At 47.8% G+C, this 15,601-nt stretch carries 11 protein-coding genes and 1 CRISPR repeat array; of the genes, 5 read left to right on the forward strand and 6 right to left on the reverse strand.

Annotated features, from left to right (window positions below):
- Positions 1-191 precede the first annotated feature (191 nt).
- The 5 genes from M3087_RS12980 to der all read left to right on the forward strand — a co-directional run bounded on the left by M3087_RS12980 (position 192) and on the right by der (position 4,496).
- Positions 192-767: a YceD family protein gene (locus M3087_RS12980; protein WP_022383340.1), complete on the forward strand. Its 576-nt coding sequence runs from the start codon at positions 192-194 to the stop codon at positions 765-767.
- 14 nt (positions 768-781) lie between these two features.
- Positions 782-967, forward strand: coding sequence for a 50S ribosomal protein L32 (gene rpmF, locus M3087_RS12985; protein WP_022383339.1), 186 nt, complete (start codon positions 782-784; stop codon positions 965-967).
- A 75-nt stretch (positions 968-1,042) separates the two neighbouring features.
- A complete protein-coding gene (locus M3087_RS12990) occupies positions 1,043-2,050 on the forward strand; it encodes a beta-ketoacyl-ACP synthase III (RefSeq protein ID WP_106625638.1) in 1,008 nt (335 codons plus the stop codon).
- Between the two features lie 201 nt (positions 2,051-2,251).
- A complete protein-coding gene (era, locus tag M3087_RS12995) occupies positions 2,252-3,133 on the forward strand; it encodes a GTPase Era (protein ID WP_022383337.1) in 882 nt (293 codons plus the stop codon).
- Between the two features lie 49 nt (positions 3,134-3,182).
- The gene (der, locus tag M3087_RS13000; protein ID WP_022383336.1) at positions 3,183-4,496 is read left to right on the forward strand and encodes a ribosome biogenesis GTPase Der; all 1,314 of its coding nucleotides are present in this window, start codon (positions 3,183-3,185) and stop codon (positions 4,494-4,496) included.
- Positions 4,497-4,708: 212 nt separating this feature from the next.
- Here the strand turns inward: der and M3087_RS13005 are convergent, their stop codons facing one another.
- The 6 genes from M3087_RS13005 to recQ all read right to left on the reverse strand — a co-directional run bounded on the left by M3087_RS13005 (position 4,709) and on the right by recQ (position 15,559).
- Positions 4,709-4,909: a hypothetical protein gene (locus M3087_RS13005; protein ID WP_249096394.1), complete on the reverse strand. Its 201-nt coding sequence runs from the start codon at positions 4,907-4,909 to the stop codon at positions 4,709-4,711.
- Between the two features lie 17 nt (positions 4,910-4,926).
- Positions 4,927-6,343: a CRISPR direct-repeat array (repeat unit 36 nt; unit sequence GTTGTTCCTTATCAATATTCTACATCAAACCGCAAC).
- 90 nt (positions 6,344-6,433) lie between these two features.
- A complete protein-coding gene (gene cas2 / locus M3087_RS13010) occupies positions 6,434-6,772 on the reverse strand; it encodes a CRISPR-associated endonuclease Cas2 (protein ID WP_106625636.1) in 339 nt (112 codons plus the stop codon).
- Positions 6,769-7,656, reverse strand: a complete 888-nt coding sequence (cas1, locus tag M3087_RS13015; protein WP_106625635.1) for a type II CRISPR-associated endonuclease Cas1 — start codon at positions 7,654-7,656, stop codon at positions 6,769-6,771. The genes cas2 and cas1 overlap by 4 nt, the downstream gene beginning before the upstream one ends.
- Positions 7,657-7,721: 65 nt before the next feature.
- Positions 7,722-11,402 (reverse strand): type II CRISPR RNA-guided endonuclease Cas9, encoded by a 3,681-nt coding sequence (gene cas9 / locus M3087_RS13020; protein ID WP_354003339.1) that lies wholly within the window; start codon positions 11,400-11,402, stop codon positions 7,722-7,724.
- A gap of 297 nt (positions 11,403-11,699) precedes the next feature.
- Positions 11,700-13,175 carry an IMP dehydrogenase gene (gene guaB / locus M3087_RS13025; protein WP_106625633.1) on the reverse strand — a complete coding sequence of 492 codons (1,476 nt, stop codon included), beginning with the start codon at positions 13,173-13,175 and terminating at the stop codon, positions 11,700-11,702.
- Between the two features lie 203 nt (positions 13,176-13,378).
- Entirely contained in the window at positions 13,379-15,559 is a 2,181-nt protein-coding gene (gene recQ / locus M3087_RS13030) for a DNA helicase RecQ (protein WP_022385249.1), read from the reverse strand.
- Positions 15,560-15,601 lie beyond the last annotated feature (42 nt).

Raw genomic sequence — 15,601 nt, forward strand, 5'->3', positions numbered from 1 at the left:
AGTATATGCCGGGGATTGGGTTGAGGTCTTGCCGCGTCCGGAATAGCGCTTCCAATAACCCTTTCCAATGGGGCATTACTTGAAAATATAAGCTAAAAACTAAAGATTTATCAGGCTTTAGTAGCAATCTAAGTAGATTTATTTGTATCTTTGTCGCCCGAATATAATATTGTTCTGGTTTAGCAATAACTATGGGAAAGTTTGATGCATACAAGATTGACCTGAAGGGAATGAAGGAAAACACATATTCATGTGAGTTTGTGTTGGACAATCATTTCTTTGAAAGTATTGATGGACCGGAAGTCCAAAAGGGAAAAGTCAACGTCCAGTTGCGCATAAGGAAAACCGGTGGAATTTATGATCTTTCCTTTCAGACCGATGGGGTTGTACAGGTAACCTGTGACCGCTGTTTGGACGATATGGATCAACCGGTCTCTTCATCTGATGTAGTCAAGGTAAAACTGGGAAGCGATTATTCGGAAGATGGTGATATCGTAATTATACCGGAAGATGAAGGGATCATCAATGTGGCATGGTTCATGTATGAATTCATAGCTTTGAGCATTCCGATGAAGCATGTGCATGCGCCGGGGAAATGCAACAAGGCCATGATGGGCAAGCTTAACAAGTATTTGCGTACCTCTGCTGATGAAGAAGATGGCTGGAATGAATCCGAGGCCGAAGTCCCCGAAGACGATGCTTCTGAAGCTCCGCAAGATATTGATCCGCGATGGAATGAATTGAAGAAAATAATAGATAATAATTAAAAGTATTAGAAACAATGGCACATCCTAAGAGAAGACAATCAAAAACTAGAACTGCTAAGAGAAGAACTCACGACAAAGCAGTAGCTCCTACGCTGGCTATTTGCCCGAACTGCGGAGCATGGCACGTTTACCACACTGTATGTGGCGCTTGCGGCTACTACAGAGGTAAGTTGGCAATCGTGAAAGAAACCGCTATCTAACGAGGCGGTATAAAATATAGCCAGAGAGTGCTGCTCTCCGGCTACTTTTATTTTATAACGAGAATTTTTAGTTACATGGAAAAAATAAATGCTGTAATTACAGGAGTCGGCGGTTATGTTCCCGAATATGTGCTGACGAACGATGAGTTGTCGCGCATGGTCGAGACCAATGACGAATGGATTATGACCCGCATCGGTGTGAAGGAAAGACGTATCCTCAGCGAAGAAGGCTTGGGTACTTCTTACTTGTGTCGTAAGGCTGCCAAACAGTTGATGAAACGTACTGGAGCCAATCCCGATGACATTGATGCAGTGATTGTCTGCACGACTACCCCTGATTATCATTTTCCGTCGACTGCTTCAATCCTGTGCGACAAGCTCGGTTTGAAGAACGCTTTTGCATTTGACCTCTCAGCTGCATGCTGCGGGTTCCTTTACGGACTTGAGGTTGCAGCCGGTCTGATAGCTACAGGCCGCCACAAGAAAATCATTCTGGTGGGTGGCGATAAGATGTCGTCAATGGTGAACTATTCCGATCGCGCCACTTGCCCCATCTTCGGTGACGGAGCAGCGGCTGTCATGATGGAAGCCACGACTGAAGACCTCGGTGTGAAAGATGTCATTCTGCGTACTGATGGCAAGGGCTTGCCTTTCCTTCACATGAAGGCTGGAGGTTCCGTATGTCCTCCGTCTTATTTTACGGTAAGCAACAAGATGCACTATCTTTATCAGGAAGGACGTACGGTGTTCAAATATGCCGTTTCGAACATGTCGAATATTACGGCTGAGATTGCCGAGCGTAACGGCCTTGACAAGGATAGCATCAACTGGATTATCCCCCATCAGGCAAATTTGCGTATTATTGACGCAGTAGCAAGCCGTCTGGAGGTCCCCATGGAGAAAGTGATGGTGAATATCCAACGCTATGGCAATACCAGCGGCGGTACACTCCCCCTTTGTCTGTGGGATTATGAGAACCAGTTGCGTAAGGGCGATAACCTGATATTCACAGCCTTCGGAGCCGGATTTACCTACGGAGCTGTTTATATGAAATGGGGTTACGACGGTAACGTGAAGAAGTAACTACGTTTTTCTACTGACAAAGAGCTGTTTCAAAAGGACGCAATATCGAAGGCACGGATTTCACGGATACACACAGCGGGAAGTTTGTTTCGACGACCGGTGAGATCCTTGAGGTCCGTGCTTTTTTGCATGATGACATATCCATCCTTTCCTGAAACAGCTTCTTTTGTCCTATAATGAACGAAACCAACTGAAGACTTTATGCACAAAGCAGGATTTGTAAACATCGTGGGAAACCCCAATGTGGGGAAATCCACCCTGATGAACCTTCTGGTCGGCGAACGTATATCCATCGCCACTTTTAAGGCACAGACGACCCGGCATCGCATCATGGGTATTATCAATACGGATGAGATGCAGATTGTTTTCTCTGACACTCCGGGAGTGCTTAAGCCAAACTATAAGTTGCAGGAGTCCATGCTCAACTTCTCCGAGTCGGCACTGAAAGATGCCGATGTGTTGCTTTATGTAACTGATGTTGTGGAGAAGCCTGATAAGAATCTCGACTTCATCCAGAAGGTGCAGGCGATGGATGTTCCTGTTTTGCTGCTGATCAACAAGATTGACTTGAGCAACCAGGATGCTCTGACAAATCTTGTCGAAGAGTGGCATGGTTTGCTTCCCAAAGCGGAGATTATCCCTATATCCGCTACCGCCCGTTTTAATATTGATGCGGTGATGAAGCGTATCAAGGAGCTGCTTCCCGATTCTCCTCCCTATTTTGACAAAGACCAATGGACCGATCGTCCGGCACGCTTTTTTGTGACTGAAATCATCCGTGAGAAGATTCTCCTGTATTATGACAAGGAGATTCCGTATGCTGTAGAAGTGGCTGTGGAGCAGTTTAAGGAAGATGAGAAGTCTATTCACATCAATGTGGTCATCTATGTGGAACGGGAGTCGCAGAAGGGCATCATCATTGGAAAACAAGGACGGGCTTTGAAGAAGGTAGCCACAGAAGCACGCAAGTCACTGGAGAAATTCTTCGGCAAAAGTATCTATCTGGAGACCTTTGTCAAGGTGGATAAGGACTGGCGCAGCTCAGATAAGGAGTTGAAAAACTTCGGTTACAATCTGGATTGAATAACAACCTGACAGACTGTGAAGTCGTCATAGTAAAGAGAAATTATTTATGGGAAACTTAGTAGCGATTGTCGGACGTCCCAATGTGGGAAAGTCGACACTGTTCAATCGCCTCACCCGTACACGGCAGGCGATTGTGAACGATGAAGCCGGAACGACCCGCGACCGCCAATATGGAAAAAGCGAATGGAACGGACAGGAATTCTCCGTGGTGGATACCGGGGGATGGGTGGTCAATTCCGACGACATCTTTGAAGAGGAAATACGCAAGCAGGTAATCATAGCCATCGACGAGGCGGACGTGGTGCTGTTTCTGGTCGATGTGGTCAATGGAGTGACTGACCTCGACATGGAGGTTGCCTCTATTCTGCGGCGTTCCAAGCTGCCCGTGATCGTGGTGGCCAATAAGACCGACAACAATGATTTGCAATATAGTGCAGCTGAGTTTTACAAGCTCGGACTGGGTGATCCTCATTGTATCTCTGCTCTTAGCGGAAGTGGTACGGGCGATTTGCTGGATTTGGTAATCAGTAAGTTCAAGAAAGACTCCGGTGAGCTGCTGGATGACGAAATCCCCCGTTTTGCGGTAGTGGGACGTCCCAATGCCGGAAAATCGTCCATTATCAATTCCTTCATTGGAGAAGAACGCAACATCGTGACCGAGATTGCCGGAACAACCCGTGACTCCATCTATACCCGCTATGAGAAGTTCGGTTTCGACTTCTATCTGGTTGATACTGCCGGAATCCGTCGGAAGAACAAGGTGGTGGAAGATTTGGAATACTATTCGGTGATGCGTTCCATCCGTGCCATAGAGAATTCCGATGTGTGTATCCTCATGTTGGATGCTACACGCGGTGTCGAAGGACAAGATCTGAACATATTCTCCCTCATTCAGCGTAACCAGAAAGGGTTGGTTGTGGTGGTCAATAAGTGGGATTTGGTGGAAAACAAGAGCGATAAGGTGATGAAGACGTTTGAGAACGCCATTCGCAGCCGTTTGGCTCCATTTACCGACTTTCCCATTATTTTCGCGTCGGCTCTCACCAAACAGCGTATCTATAAGGTCCTGGAGGCTGCCGAGCAGGTTTATAAGAACCGTACGACACGCATCTCTACGGCTCGCCTGAATGAGGAAATGCTGCCTCTTATCGAGGCCTATCCGCCCCCTTCCATCAAAGGCAAGTATATTAAGATCAAGTATTGTACGCAGCTGCCCAACACCAAGGTACCTTCCTTTGTGTTTTTTGCAAACCTGCCGCAATATGTGAAGGAGCCTTACCGCCGTTTCTTGGAAAACAAGATGCGGGAACGCTGGTCGTTGAGCGGTACTCCCATCAATATCTTCATACGTCAGAAGTAAGCTGGTGAACATTTCCCCTTTCGGACTGTTCCTGGATAAGATAAATCCCGTTATGGCTTTTGTGGTTGTAGCGGGATTTTTTATATCCGACCGTCTTCCTCTCCACTTTGGGGCGTAGTGGAAGGAGGAGATGTAGGCAGTATCTGTCTGGTCAGTTTGTCCGGCATGTGCTTTTGTAGCGATTCATTAGTATTTTTCATATTCAAATTTTGTTATCTCTTTGCCTGTAAGAATGATTTCGCACACAGTTTTGTAGATTGAGGTATACTAACTTCTTTTCTACCTTTATGCTTGAGATAAGCCTTAGTGACTTCATCTTCATAAATGAGACGTACTGCAGCTTCTTCAAAATCGTCTAAAATATAGACTGATTTGCCAGCCAATAACATCTTTTGTAGATACTTTAGGTTCATATTGGTATGTAAAGCTAGTTGTTCCTTATCAATATTCTACATCAAACCGCAACAGGGCTCCAGCCACGGGCGAAAGTCCCAATGTTGTTCCTTATCAATATTCTACATCAAACCGCAACCCGCGTCCTGCCATTGTACCGAGCGGTTCAGTTGTTCCTTATCAATATTCTACATCAAACCGCAACTGTGGGGAGTGCGTATTTGCAAGGGAATATGTTGTTCCTTATCAATATTCTACATCAAACCGCAACCTCCCAGCGGCAATTGTCCACCCACTCCAGGTTGTTCCTTATCAATATTCTACATCAAACCACAACAGTGTGGCACGGTTGCAAACGGTAAACGTGTTGTTCCTTATCAGTATTCTACATCAAACCGCAACACAAGTCACAGTCCTATCGAGGCGCTCCGGTTGTTCCTTATCAGTATTCTACATCAAACCGCAACCCTCCTCCAGCGCTTGTATTTCCTTCTGATGTTGTTCCTTATCAATATTCTACATCAAACCGCAACGAGAAGAACGTATCATAGTACGGTTTCTCAGTTGTTCCTTATCAATATTCTACATCAAACCGCAACACACGGACAAATACGGAGATTATTTCATAAGTTGTTCCTTATCAATATTCTACATCAAACCGCAACCGACAGGGGCGGCACCTTTCCGTAGGCGATGTTGTTCCTTATCAATATTCTACATCAAACCGCAACGTGCACCCCTGCCGAGTTTCATCAGGTCTGGTTGTTCCTTATCAATATTCTACATCAAACCGCAACTATGCTGCTTGTGCTATAACCCATGTGTTTGTTGTTCCTTATCAATATTCTACATCAAACCGCAACCGTTTACTGCTTCATTTATTACAAGAACGTGTTGTTCCTTATCAATATTCTACATCAAACCGCAACCGCAGCTGCCTTGTTATATTCTTCCATGATGTTGTTCCTTATCAATATTCTACATCAAACCGCAACTAAATGTGGCTGAATGTAAGTTGTGTATGTGTTGTTCCTTATCAATATTCTACATCAAACCGCAACTAAATGTGGCTGAATGTAAGTTGTGTATGTGTTGTTCCTTATCAATATTCTACATCAAACCGCAACTTGAGGTTTAATGTTGAAATATTCCCTGTAGTTGTTCCTTATCAATATTCTACATCAAACCGCAACGTAGCAGATCAGTTGCCTCAACATAAACAGTTGTTCCTTATCAATATTCTACATCAAACCGCAACTACTGCGCTGGTATCTTATTTTCGGAATCGTTGTTCCTTATCAATATTCTACATCAAACCGCAACGTCTTGGAGAATAGCAGGCGCAAAAAGAGGTTGTTCCTTATCAATATTCTACATCAAACCGCAACATCTTCTTTGTCAATCGACAGCAAGCTGAAGTTGTTCCTTATCAATATTCTACATCAAACCGCAACGTATGCGCTTTATTTGATTCATAATCAATGATTAAGTTCAATAATGGCGATACAATTGCGAAATGAAGAGCTTTGTTGGAAACAAAAATATTAAAAAAATTCTAGTTGTTGTGGTTCCGGATAAGCCTTTTTCTCAATTTCACCCCAAATGTTGATGATGTTGGAGTATTGCTTGTCTGTGACAGACAAAATGCTTACAGAGCCTTTAGGCGGAACACATGATTTTACCCGTTTGATATGGACTTTGGAACTTTCCAAAGACCCGCAGAAGCGGATGTAGACGCTGTATTGAAAGCGTGTGAAACCATCTTTTTCCAGGCTTTTTCGGAACTTGGCTGCCAATCCTCGTTCTTTCTTGGTTGTGGTTGGCAGGTCAAACATTACAAATAACCACATGATATGATATGCATTAAGTCTTAGTTCGCTCATTTGACCGACGGTAAGTTGAGTGTTTTGTGTTCATTGATGTAGCATTTGGCCAAAGAGGCCATCGTGATGGAAAGTCCAACGGAAAGTGGACGGGTAACTTTTTCGTAATAGGTGTCACAATACAGGGATGCTATCAGCTTACCCTTATTTTCTTTGGTAAGTTCAGATTGGTTCTGTCGGAACAAGTCATAGACTATTTCGTCTACGAAGGGTCTGAATGGTTCCATGATATCATCAGCCAATGGAAAAGCATTGCTCCTGTGATGATGAAAAATCCCCAGGGCAGGGAATAAGCCGGAGCTGAGGGCTGCCCTGACTGTAGCAGCCCGCAAAATGGCATATCCATAATTCAGGAAGGCATTGATCCCACCGGCATTACGGTCACGGGTGAACTCCTTTCCGAACAAAGTCTTGAAATACAGTCTGGCTGCAATCCCTTCTTTATTGTCGCTGTCTCCGGATTTTACATTCATGTACAGGGGTTTCAAAGACTCTCCGTCAAGTCCCAGCTTATTCAGAAGCAGGCTTTGGTTCTTGATTTTGGAGACTATAATCTGCCTCCACAAGTTCTTCTTCAAGACTTCTCCGGCAACGAGCTGTTCACTGATAATCTTCCCTTGGGTGAGGTTGGAATCAAAATTGAGCAACATGGACTGTGGCAATCCCTTCTCGTCACAGAATACAACTGCTATATTGTTGGAAGCAAGCTCATTCAGTAGGGGCATCGAGATGGATACCATGGGGTGATTGATTAAAACGAAGCCTATGTCTTCGATGGGAATCGTACGTTTTTCATCAGGCAGTTCCTTAAAGGATACGACAAGTTGTTTATCCTTCAGCCGTAAGATAACGGGATTTTCAAAGACTAGACTTCGTTTTAACATGGCATTTGTGTTTTATAGGTTATTGAATTGTTTATGAGCTCGGATATGCGCAACACGAAACCCGGTTATTTTCGGAGAGGCTCAATCTCTCCTAAGATATTCATGCGGAAATCGGTACCTTCAACCAGGGCTTTAAATTGTGTATGCAACATCATAATGGCGGGGCGATGTTCTTCACCCTCTTTATAGGCGCCATTCTGGGCTTTTAGGTCCTTTGCCTGCCGGGCTTCCTGATGGTATCTCAGTTGGATTGTGCCATATTGACGTCCATCTTTGAAAGCCATGGAAGACAGTCCGGTGACTTTGTAAAGCCGTTTGCAGATGTCAACCTGATTGGTGAAATCGATTTCTTCCGGAGAATTCTCATAGAGCAGCACCAGAGTTCCCGTGTACAACCTGTATTTCAAGGGGAATTGCGACTTCGCACTTACGGGAGGCAGTATCGAGCTGACGACGCCTTGTTTTCGTGCAGCCTTGAGTTGTCGCACGGCTTCCAGGTTATTTACCAGGATGAATTCACGCTTGGTCTTTTCCTTGATACACCCTTCATAAATCCCCATGACATAGTTCGATTCATTCGTGACATAATAGGGCTGCTTGTACTCTTTCGCTGAAGCGTCGCGGTGCCTGCGTATAGCCAGTGGTGAGGCGATTTTGGTGAAGCATCTTACCTTTTTGATGGTAATGCCTTTCTCCTCGTTCATATAGATGGTGCCGGCAAGTGCTTCTTTTAATCCCTTTTCCTGGATAGCCGCCTGCACTTTCTCCCGTACAGTCTTGTCGACAATGTCTTTCACATCCTTTTCGTTTAAGGTATTCAGCGCTTTGCGCACGACGTACCTGATGACGCCATCCTTTTGGATAGCTCCATAATAGGTATCATTGTGCAGACTGCCACGTGCACTGTCGCTTTCTGACAAGACATTTCCGCCCTTTGTCCGGACTCTCTTCCGGGCTTTCTTTGTCAGGTTGTTACGGGTCTCATGTACGACCAGAAGTTCTGCCTCCAGTGCCTGGAGGTCCTGTGTGAAGGTAGTCCAAGGTTTGGGGAATACAGGTTTGTTTCCCTTGTTCAGTCGGAAGTCTTCTTCCTGTCGGTAGTAGGATGCCATCCGTGCATATTCCGCAGGATTGATGCAGGCAATGACGATTGCGTCGATGCAATGGTGGGCATGGTTGTCCCGTGACTTCTGTTCGTAGAGGTTCTGCAGTCCCCACAATCTGCGGAATTCAGCCGTGATGGGGCCCTTGATGACGTAGACCTGTTTCCGGTTGCGCTCTTTGACATGGTGGAAGAGCGATTTCAGGAACAGCCCTGCATATTTGCCAATCAATCCGATACCGGTTCCTTGTCTCAGGCTGAACCCTTCAGGGACTTCGGTCATCGTGAATCGCTGGTATTTCTGGAACCAGTAGTCACGTTCCAGTTCCAGCAGATGCCTATTGCGGATGATGTTGTCTTTCGATGCTTTGTCCATGCCTGGATGCGTACGGAGTTTGTTTATTTTGACGGTCAGCTCTTCGTATTTGTCTTTCCAAGGTTTTATCCGCGTCAGGATGCTTTCATGTTCCGCCAGTTGCGACGGCATCCTGTTGCCTTTCACCGTCCGGTTGTATGTCCGCTCACACAGCGTCAGGTTCATCCGTGTGCTGTCGCCTCCCATACTTTGTGGTATGGTGTGCTCGATGTCATACCTGGGGTTGGGACCGATGAAATCCGTCAGTCCGATTTGTTCCCCGGTATACAGGCACAGGTGCTGCTGCTCCTCCCAGAGCTGGTATTTCAGAAGCTCCTCTTGGGTCGGTTCGATGACTTTTCCGAACTCGTCAGCATAAACTTTCCGAATCTTTTCGGCATAATCTTTACGTCGGCTCTCCTGCTCGCGTTGCCACTGGTTGATGGCCCAGCGTCGGTTGGCGTCATTCAATTCACGGGCATATTCAATGTGGACTTCCGTTTCGGAGTCAATAATCTTCTCTCTAAGCAATTGATTGACTACCCTCCGCAGGATGTGCAGCGAGCGCATGGCCATCGGGTTGCGTATGGCGTTTGTTGCAGGAGAGCCCAGTTGGTAGATGCCCTGTCCGTCTGCCTTTGCATCCGGGTATGTCTCAATCATCGAGGGGTGGTAGAGCCGGTCTGCTTTTCCCGGAGCCAGTTCGTAGTTGTTGAGCAGGAAGTCCTTGATGCAGAAGTCCAGAGTCTGTTGCAATGCCTTGTCGGATGCAGTGAAGTTATCCAACAGCTCTTGCAGGTTGTCCATGATGAACTGACGTTGCCTGGGGTCGTTCCACCTGTCCATACCTATAATATAAGGTATGTTTGCCAGCATCACTGCATGCGAATAGATGAATCCCTGACGCAGGAAAGGCAGTATCTTGTTGACGGCTTTCAGACTGAGTGCAGCAAAGGCCGTCGGCAGTGTGATGTCGGCAAATTCTCCGGCACAGGCTTCGTCCAGTCCCAGTTTCTCCATGCCCCATGCGCGGAGTTTCTCTTTGGATGAGAATGAGTACAATACGTTCCAGACTTCGTTGACAATCTCCTCGTCCGATTTTCGCGTATTGTTCCGGCTGCGGTAGGCATTGAGGAGGTTGCGCTCCCAAGGCTCTCCGAAGACGGCTGTCAGCTTTGCCGTGACCGGGCATCCGCTGACGCCTTGACTAAGGGCATAGTTGAACTGGTAGGGTTTCTGTGCTCCCTCTTTGTCCCGGATGCAGGCATATTTACCTTTGCCGGCTATGGCTTTGGCTATATCCTCAAAGTCGAAGTTGGTTTTTGACTTGCGTAAGAACAATGGTTTGATTTTTTCCTTTTCCGAGGTGTTCAACGGACGCAGGCTGTCATCCGACGGACCTTTCACCTTGACATTGTTGAGAAAAGACAGCATGCGGAATTCCTCATACCGCGGATGGGACAGGGCGCAACGCGGTTTGTCCGGTTCAAAGGTACATTTTCCCACACCTGCGCGCTGTGATTTCAGCGAACGCTGGAAGTAGATGGCTCTTCTCAGCTTGTCGACAAGGTCGTCGCTCAGTTGCTGCCTTTGGCAGATGGCCTCGAACTCTTTCTGATAATGTTGTTTTCTGTCGGTGTACCGGATGCGCAGGGCGACTTGATTGCCGTATTCCTGATAGAGCTGGTAGAAATAATCGCCCAGGTATTGGCAACCTGCCTTTTCCATTTCCTCGTTCAGTTGGGAAATGCCAGAATTTACAGCTCCGGTTTCATCGGTCTTGCTGTTTTGTTCCAGTCGGTTGCTGAGGAACCCCCTCCGTTGTGCCAGGTGATAGAGAGCTCTTCCCAGTCTGTATCGGTTCTCCTGCAGACGGAGGTCCAGCCGTTCATGCAGGCAGACATGCCTGTCATGATAGGGGTTCTGGTCGTTGGCATCGTTGGTCCGTAACCACAGGCGGAAGTCTTCGTTAGTAGGGTAGACCTTACGCGTCATCCACTGGTGTAGTTCCTCGTGGGAGAGATAGGGGCATAACTGATGTTCGACAAGTATCTCCAGCACTTTTATTTTCAGCATCCTCCTTCTGAAATAATGCTTCCGGGTGCTCCGATGCCCGGTGCGCTCTGAAGCTCTTGACTTTTCAATATTTCCCTTTTCGATGTTTACTCCTTCTTGGAATATCACATTTCCTCTCTTGACAAGGGTATAATTGTCACAGTCTGTGCGGTCAACGACAGCCCACCCCAGGCTGTTGGTACCCACATCAATTCCTAGTATGCGTTTACTCATGGTTGTGTAATTAAAAGTTGTCTATAAAACTAGGAATAAACTTGTATATGACAAAATGAGTTGTTACATTTGTGCCATAAGATCTACATCTTATCGCAATAAGGCTATATGCCGAAGGAGTTTTCTCCTACGCCCCTCTTCGGAGGGGCTTTTTTTGTGTTTCGGATACGTCCTCGGAACGTTGTGGGGCAAACGTATGGAGATAAAACCGAAAAGAGGATGTGCCGGATGACACACCCTCTTTTCGATTTATTATGTTGCGTTATGTTATGTGCTATGACGAAAGCCCTTGCCGGCTTATTGCGGACGGCTGTAGTTGGGAGCCTCGCTGGTGATGGTCACATCGTGCGGGTGGCTTTCCATCACACCGGCATTGGTGATGCGGGTAAACTTGGCATTGTGCAGCTGTTCGATGTTGGCAGCACCACAGTAACCCATACCGGAACGCAGACCACCAATCAGCTGGTAGATGACCTCATAGAGACTGCCTCTGTAAGGCACACGTCCGGCAATGCCCTCAGGGACAAGCTTCTTCACGTCGGACTCTCCACTCTGGAAATAGCGGTCTTTCGAACCGTTCTCCATTGCTTCCAGCGAACCCATACCGCGGTAGGACTTGAACTTACGTCCGTTGAAGATGATGGTTTCACCCGGTGACTCTTCCGTTCCGGCTACCAGTGAACCAATCATCACGGAGTATCCTCCGGCAGCCAACGCCTTCACGACATCGCCTGAATAGCGCAAGCCACCGTCGGCAATCAAGGGAACACCTGTGCCTTCCAGCTCTTTGGCTACATCGTATACCGCAGACAGCTGTGGAACACCCACACCGGCTACGACACGGGTCGTACAGATGGAACCCGGACCGATGCCCACTTTGACTGCATCCGCTCCGGCATCAACCAGGGCACGTGCAGCGGCAGCCGTAGCGATGTTGCCCACTACGATGTCGATGTTGGGGAATTCGCGTTTCGCTTCTTTCAGTTTTTCGATGACAAACTTCGAGTGTCCGTGAGCCGTGTCGATGACAATGGCATCCGCTCCGGCATTGACCAGTGCACGCATACGTTCGAGGGTATCGTTGGTCACGCCGACACCGGCAGCCACACGCAGACGGCCTTTGGCATCCTTGCAAGCCATCGGTTTGTCTTTGGCTTTGGTGATATCCTTGTATGTAATCAGGCCCACCAGTTTGTTATCCTTGTCGACAACGGGGAGTTTCTCGATTTTGTTCTCTTGCAGAATCTGTGTGGCAGCCTCCATGTCAGTCTGTTGAGTCGTGGTCACGAGATGCTCTTTGGTCATCACTTCCTCGATGCTCTTGTTCATGTTCTTTTCAAAGCGGAGGTCACGGTTGGTCACGATTCCCACCAGGTGACGTTCGTCGTCCACCACGGGAATACCGCCGATGTGATATTCAGCCATCAGGTTCAATGCGTCGCGTACGGTCGAACCGCGCTTGATGGTCACAGGGTCGTAAATCATACCGTTTTCAGCACGTTTCACGATGGCTACCTGACGGGCCTGTTCCTCGATGGACATGTTCTTGTGGATGACACCGATGCCACCTTCGCGTGCAATGGCAATCGCCATCTTGGCTTCGGTCACAGTGTCCATGGCAGCTGTCACAAAGGGGATGTTCAGAGTAATGTTACGTGAGAATTTCGTCGTGAGTTCGACGGTGCGGGGTAATACTTCAGAATAGGCCGGAATCAAAAGAACGTCATCATACGTCAGTCCGTCCATCACAATTTTATCTGCAACAAATGACATAGGGCTTTTAAGCTTTAGAATTTATTGCGTGCAAATATACACGTTTTATCCGTTACGGCGGAAATACCGTCGTGCGTTTTTTATATTTTTTTACTCTTTTCCACGGTATCCCGATTGCACGGATAAAGAGACCCCCGCCATGATTTACAACATCATAGCGGGGGTCCCCGACGGCTCTTTCCGAGCCGGATATGTCTATGGAATCAATTGGCCATTTCCGAAATGAACTTGATGCGCACCAGGCGTATTTCGTCTTCGGTGTATTCGTCGCCCAGCTCCTTCATCGCCACTTCCAGGCTGTCGGTGGTCGACTCCTTGAAGTAGTCGTAGATGTCGTCCACGTGGTCTTCGTCCATCACATCCTCCAGGAAATAGTCGATGTTGAGTTTCGTGCCGGAGTAGACGATGGCTTCCACCTCGTCGAGCAGTTCGCCGAACTCGATGCCCTTTGCCAGGGCGATGTCGTCAAGCGCCACTTTGCGGTCGATGCTTTGGATGATGGACACCTTCAGCTTCGATTTGTTGGCAACCGTGCGGACTCTCAGGTCTTCGGGGCGTTCGATTTCGTTCTCCTCGCAATGGCGTTTGATAAGTGCACAGAACTCGGAACCGTAGCGTTTGGCTTTTCCGGCTCCCACACCCGGGATGTTCTGCAACTCCTCCAGTGTGACGGGATAGATGGTTGCCATCGCTTCGAGCGACGGGTCCTGGAAGATGACGTAGGGCGGCACTTCCAGTTTCTTCGAGAGTTTCTTGCGCAGGTCCTTCAGCATGGAGTAGAGTGCCGGGTCGACAGCGCACGAGGCACCTCCGCGAACGGGAGTCTCCTCCTCTTCCTCTTCAAAGTCATTGTCTTCAACTATCTTGAATGATTTCGGGTGTTTCAGGAATTTCTTTCCCTCCGCCGTCACCTTCAGCAATCCGTAGTTCTCCACGTCCTTGCTGAGGTATCCGGCAATGAGTGCCTGGCGGATCACGGCATTCCAGAGCTTGTCTTCTTCGCCCGTGCCGGAGCCAAACACTTCCAGTTCTTCGTGTTTGTGGTCTAATACCTCTGTCGTTTCTTTTCCGAGAATGACGTCAATCACATATTCTGCCTTGAACTTTTCCTTGACGGCAAGAACTGTTTCAATGACGGTACACAATAAATCTTGAGCTTCCACTTGTTTCTTAGGGTTTAAACAATTGTCACAATTTCCACAATTATCTTCCTTGTACGTTTCGCCGAAGTAGTGCAGCAGCAGCTTCCGGCGGCACACGGAAGATTCGGCATAGGCAGCTGTTTCTTGCAGAAGCTGTCGGCCAATGTCCTGTTCTGCCACAGGTTTCCCTTCCATAAACTTCTCCAGTTTCTGGAGATCCTTGTTTGAATAAAAAGCGATGCATCGGCCTTCTCCACCGTCGCGTCCGGCGCGTCCGGTCTCCTGATAATACCCTTCAAGACTCTTCGGCATGTCATAGTGGATGACATAACGCACGTCGGGCTTGTCGATGCCCATGCCGAAAGCAATGGTCGCCACGATGACGTCGACCTTTTCCATGAGGAACTGGTCCTGGGTGGCTGAACGGGTGGCAGAGTCCATGCCTGCATGATAGGCGCGTGCGTTGATGTTGTTGGCACGCAGGATTTCGGCGAGCTCTTCCACCTTCTTCCGGCTCAGGCAATAGATGATGCCCGACTTGCCACTGTTGTTTTTGATATATCGGATGATGTCCTTGTCTATGTTTTTGGTCTTCGGGCGTACTTCGTAGTACAGGTTCGGACGGTTGAACGACGACTTGAACTCCTTGGCATCGACGATGCCTAGGCTCTTCTTGATGTCGCTTCTTACCTTGTCGGTTGCAGTTGCCGTGAGGGCAATGACGGGTGCGTTGCCGATTTCGTTGATAATGGGGCGGATGCGCCGGTATTCGGGGCGGAAGTCATGTCCCCACTCCGAGATACAGTGTGCTTCGTCGACGGCATAGAACGAGATTTTGACACCTTTGAGGAACTCCACGTTCTCCTCCTTCGTCAACGATTCAGGGGCGACATACAGCAACTTGGTCTTGCCGGAGAGGATGTCGCTCTTCACCTGGTCGATGGCAGCTTTGGTCAACGACGAATTGATGAAGTGCGCCACTCCGTCTTCTTCGCATACGTTCCGTATGGCATCCACCTGGTTTTTCATCAGGGCTATCAGAGGAGAGATTACAATAGCCGTCCCCTCCATCAATAAAGACGGAAGCTGATAGCACAAAGACTTACCGCCTCCGGTGGGCATGAGCACGAACGTGTCATTACCCGCCATGAGGTTGCGGATAATAGCTTCCTGCTCTCCTTTAAACGTATCGAAACCAAAGAACTTTTTTAGTTGCGCTGTTAAATCTGTTTTCTCCGCCATATCGCTTGTTCTCGTTAATTGAATAAATCGAAATGAATGACT

It is taken from the genome of Mediterranea sp. ET5 (genome assembly GCF_023337025.1).
GTDB lineage: Bacteria > Bacteroidota > Bacteroidia > Bacteroidales > Bacteroidaceae > Phocaeicola_A.

Coding starts and splice junctions, on each gene's coding strand:
- M3087_RS12980 (WP_022383340.1), top strand. CDS start 192: ATGGGAAAGTTTGATGCATACAAGATTGACCTGAAGGGAATGAAGGAA.
- rpmF (WP_022383339.1), top strand. CDS start 782: ATGGCACATCCTAAGAGAAGACAATCAAAAACTAGAACTGCTAAGAGA.
- M3087_RS12990 (WP_106625638.1), top strand. CDS start 1,043: ATGGAAAAAATAAATGCTGTAATTACAGGAGTCGGCGGTTATGTTCCC.
- era (WP_022383337.1), top strand. CDS start 2,252: ATGCACAAAGCAGGATTTGTAAACATCGTGGGAAACCCCAATGTGGGG.
- der (WP_022383336.1), top strand. CDS start 3,183: ATGGGAAACTTAGTAGCGATTGTCGGACGTCCCAATGTGGGAAAGTCG.
- M3087_RS13005 (WP_249096394.1), bottom strand. CDS start 4,909: ATGAACCTAAAGTATCTACAAAAGATGTTATTGGCTGGCAAATCAGTC.
- cas2 (WP_106625636.1), bottom strand. CDS start 6,772: ATGAGCGAACTAAGACTTAATGCATATCATATCATGTGGTTATTTGTA.
- cas1 (WP_106625635.1), bottom strand. CDS start 7,656: ATGTTAAAACGAAGTCTAGTCTTTGAAAATCCCGTTATCTTACGGCTG.
- cas9 (WP_354003339.1), bottom strand. CDS start 11,402: ATGAGTAAACGCATACTAGGAATTGATGTGGGTACCAACAGCCTGGGG.
- guaB (WP_106625633.1), bottom strand. CDS start 13,175: ATGTCATTTGTTGCAGATAAAATTGTGATGGACGGACTGACGTATGAT.
- recQ (WP_022385249.1), bottom strand. CDS start 15,559: ATGGCGGAGAAAACAGATTTAACAGCGCAACTAAAAAAGTTCTTTGGT.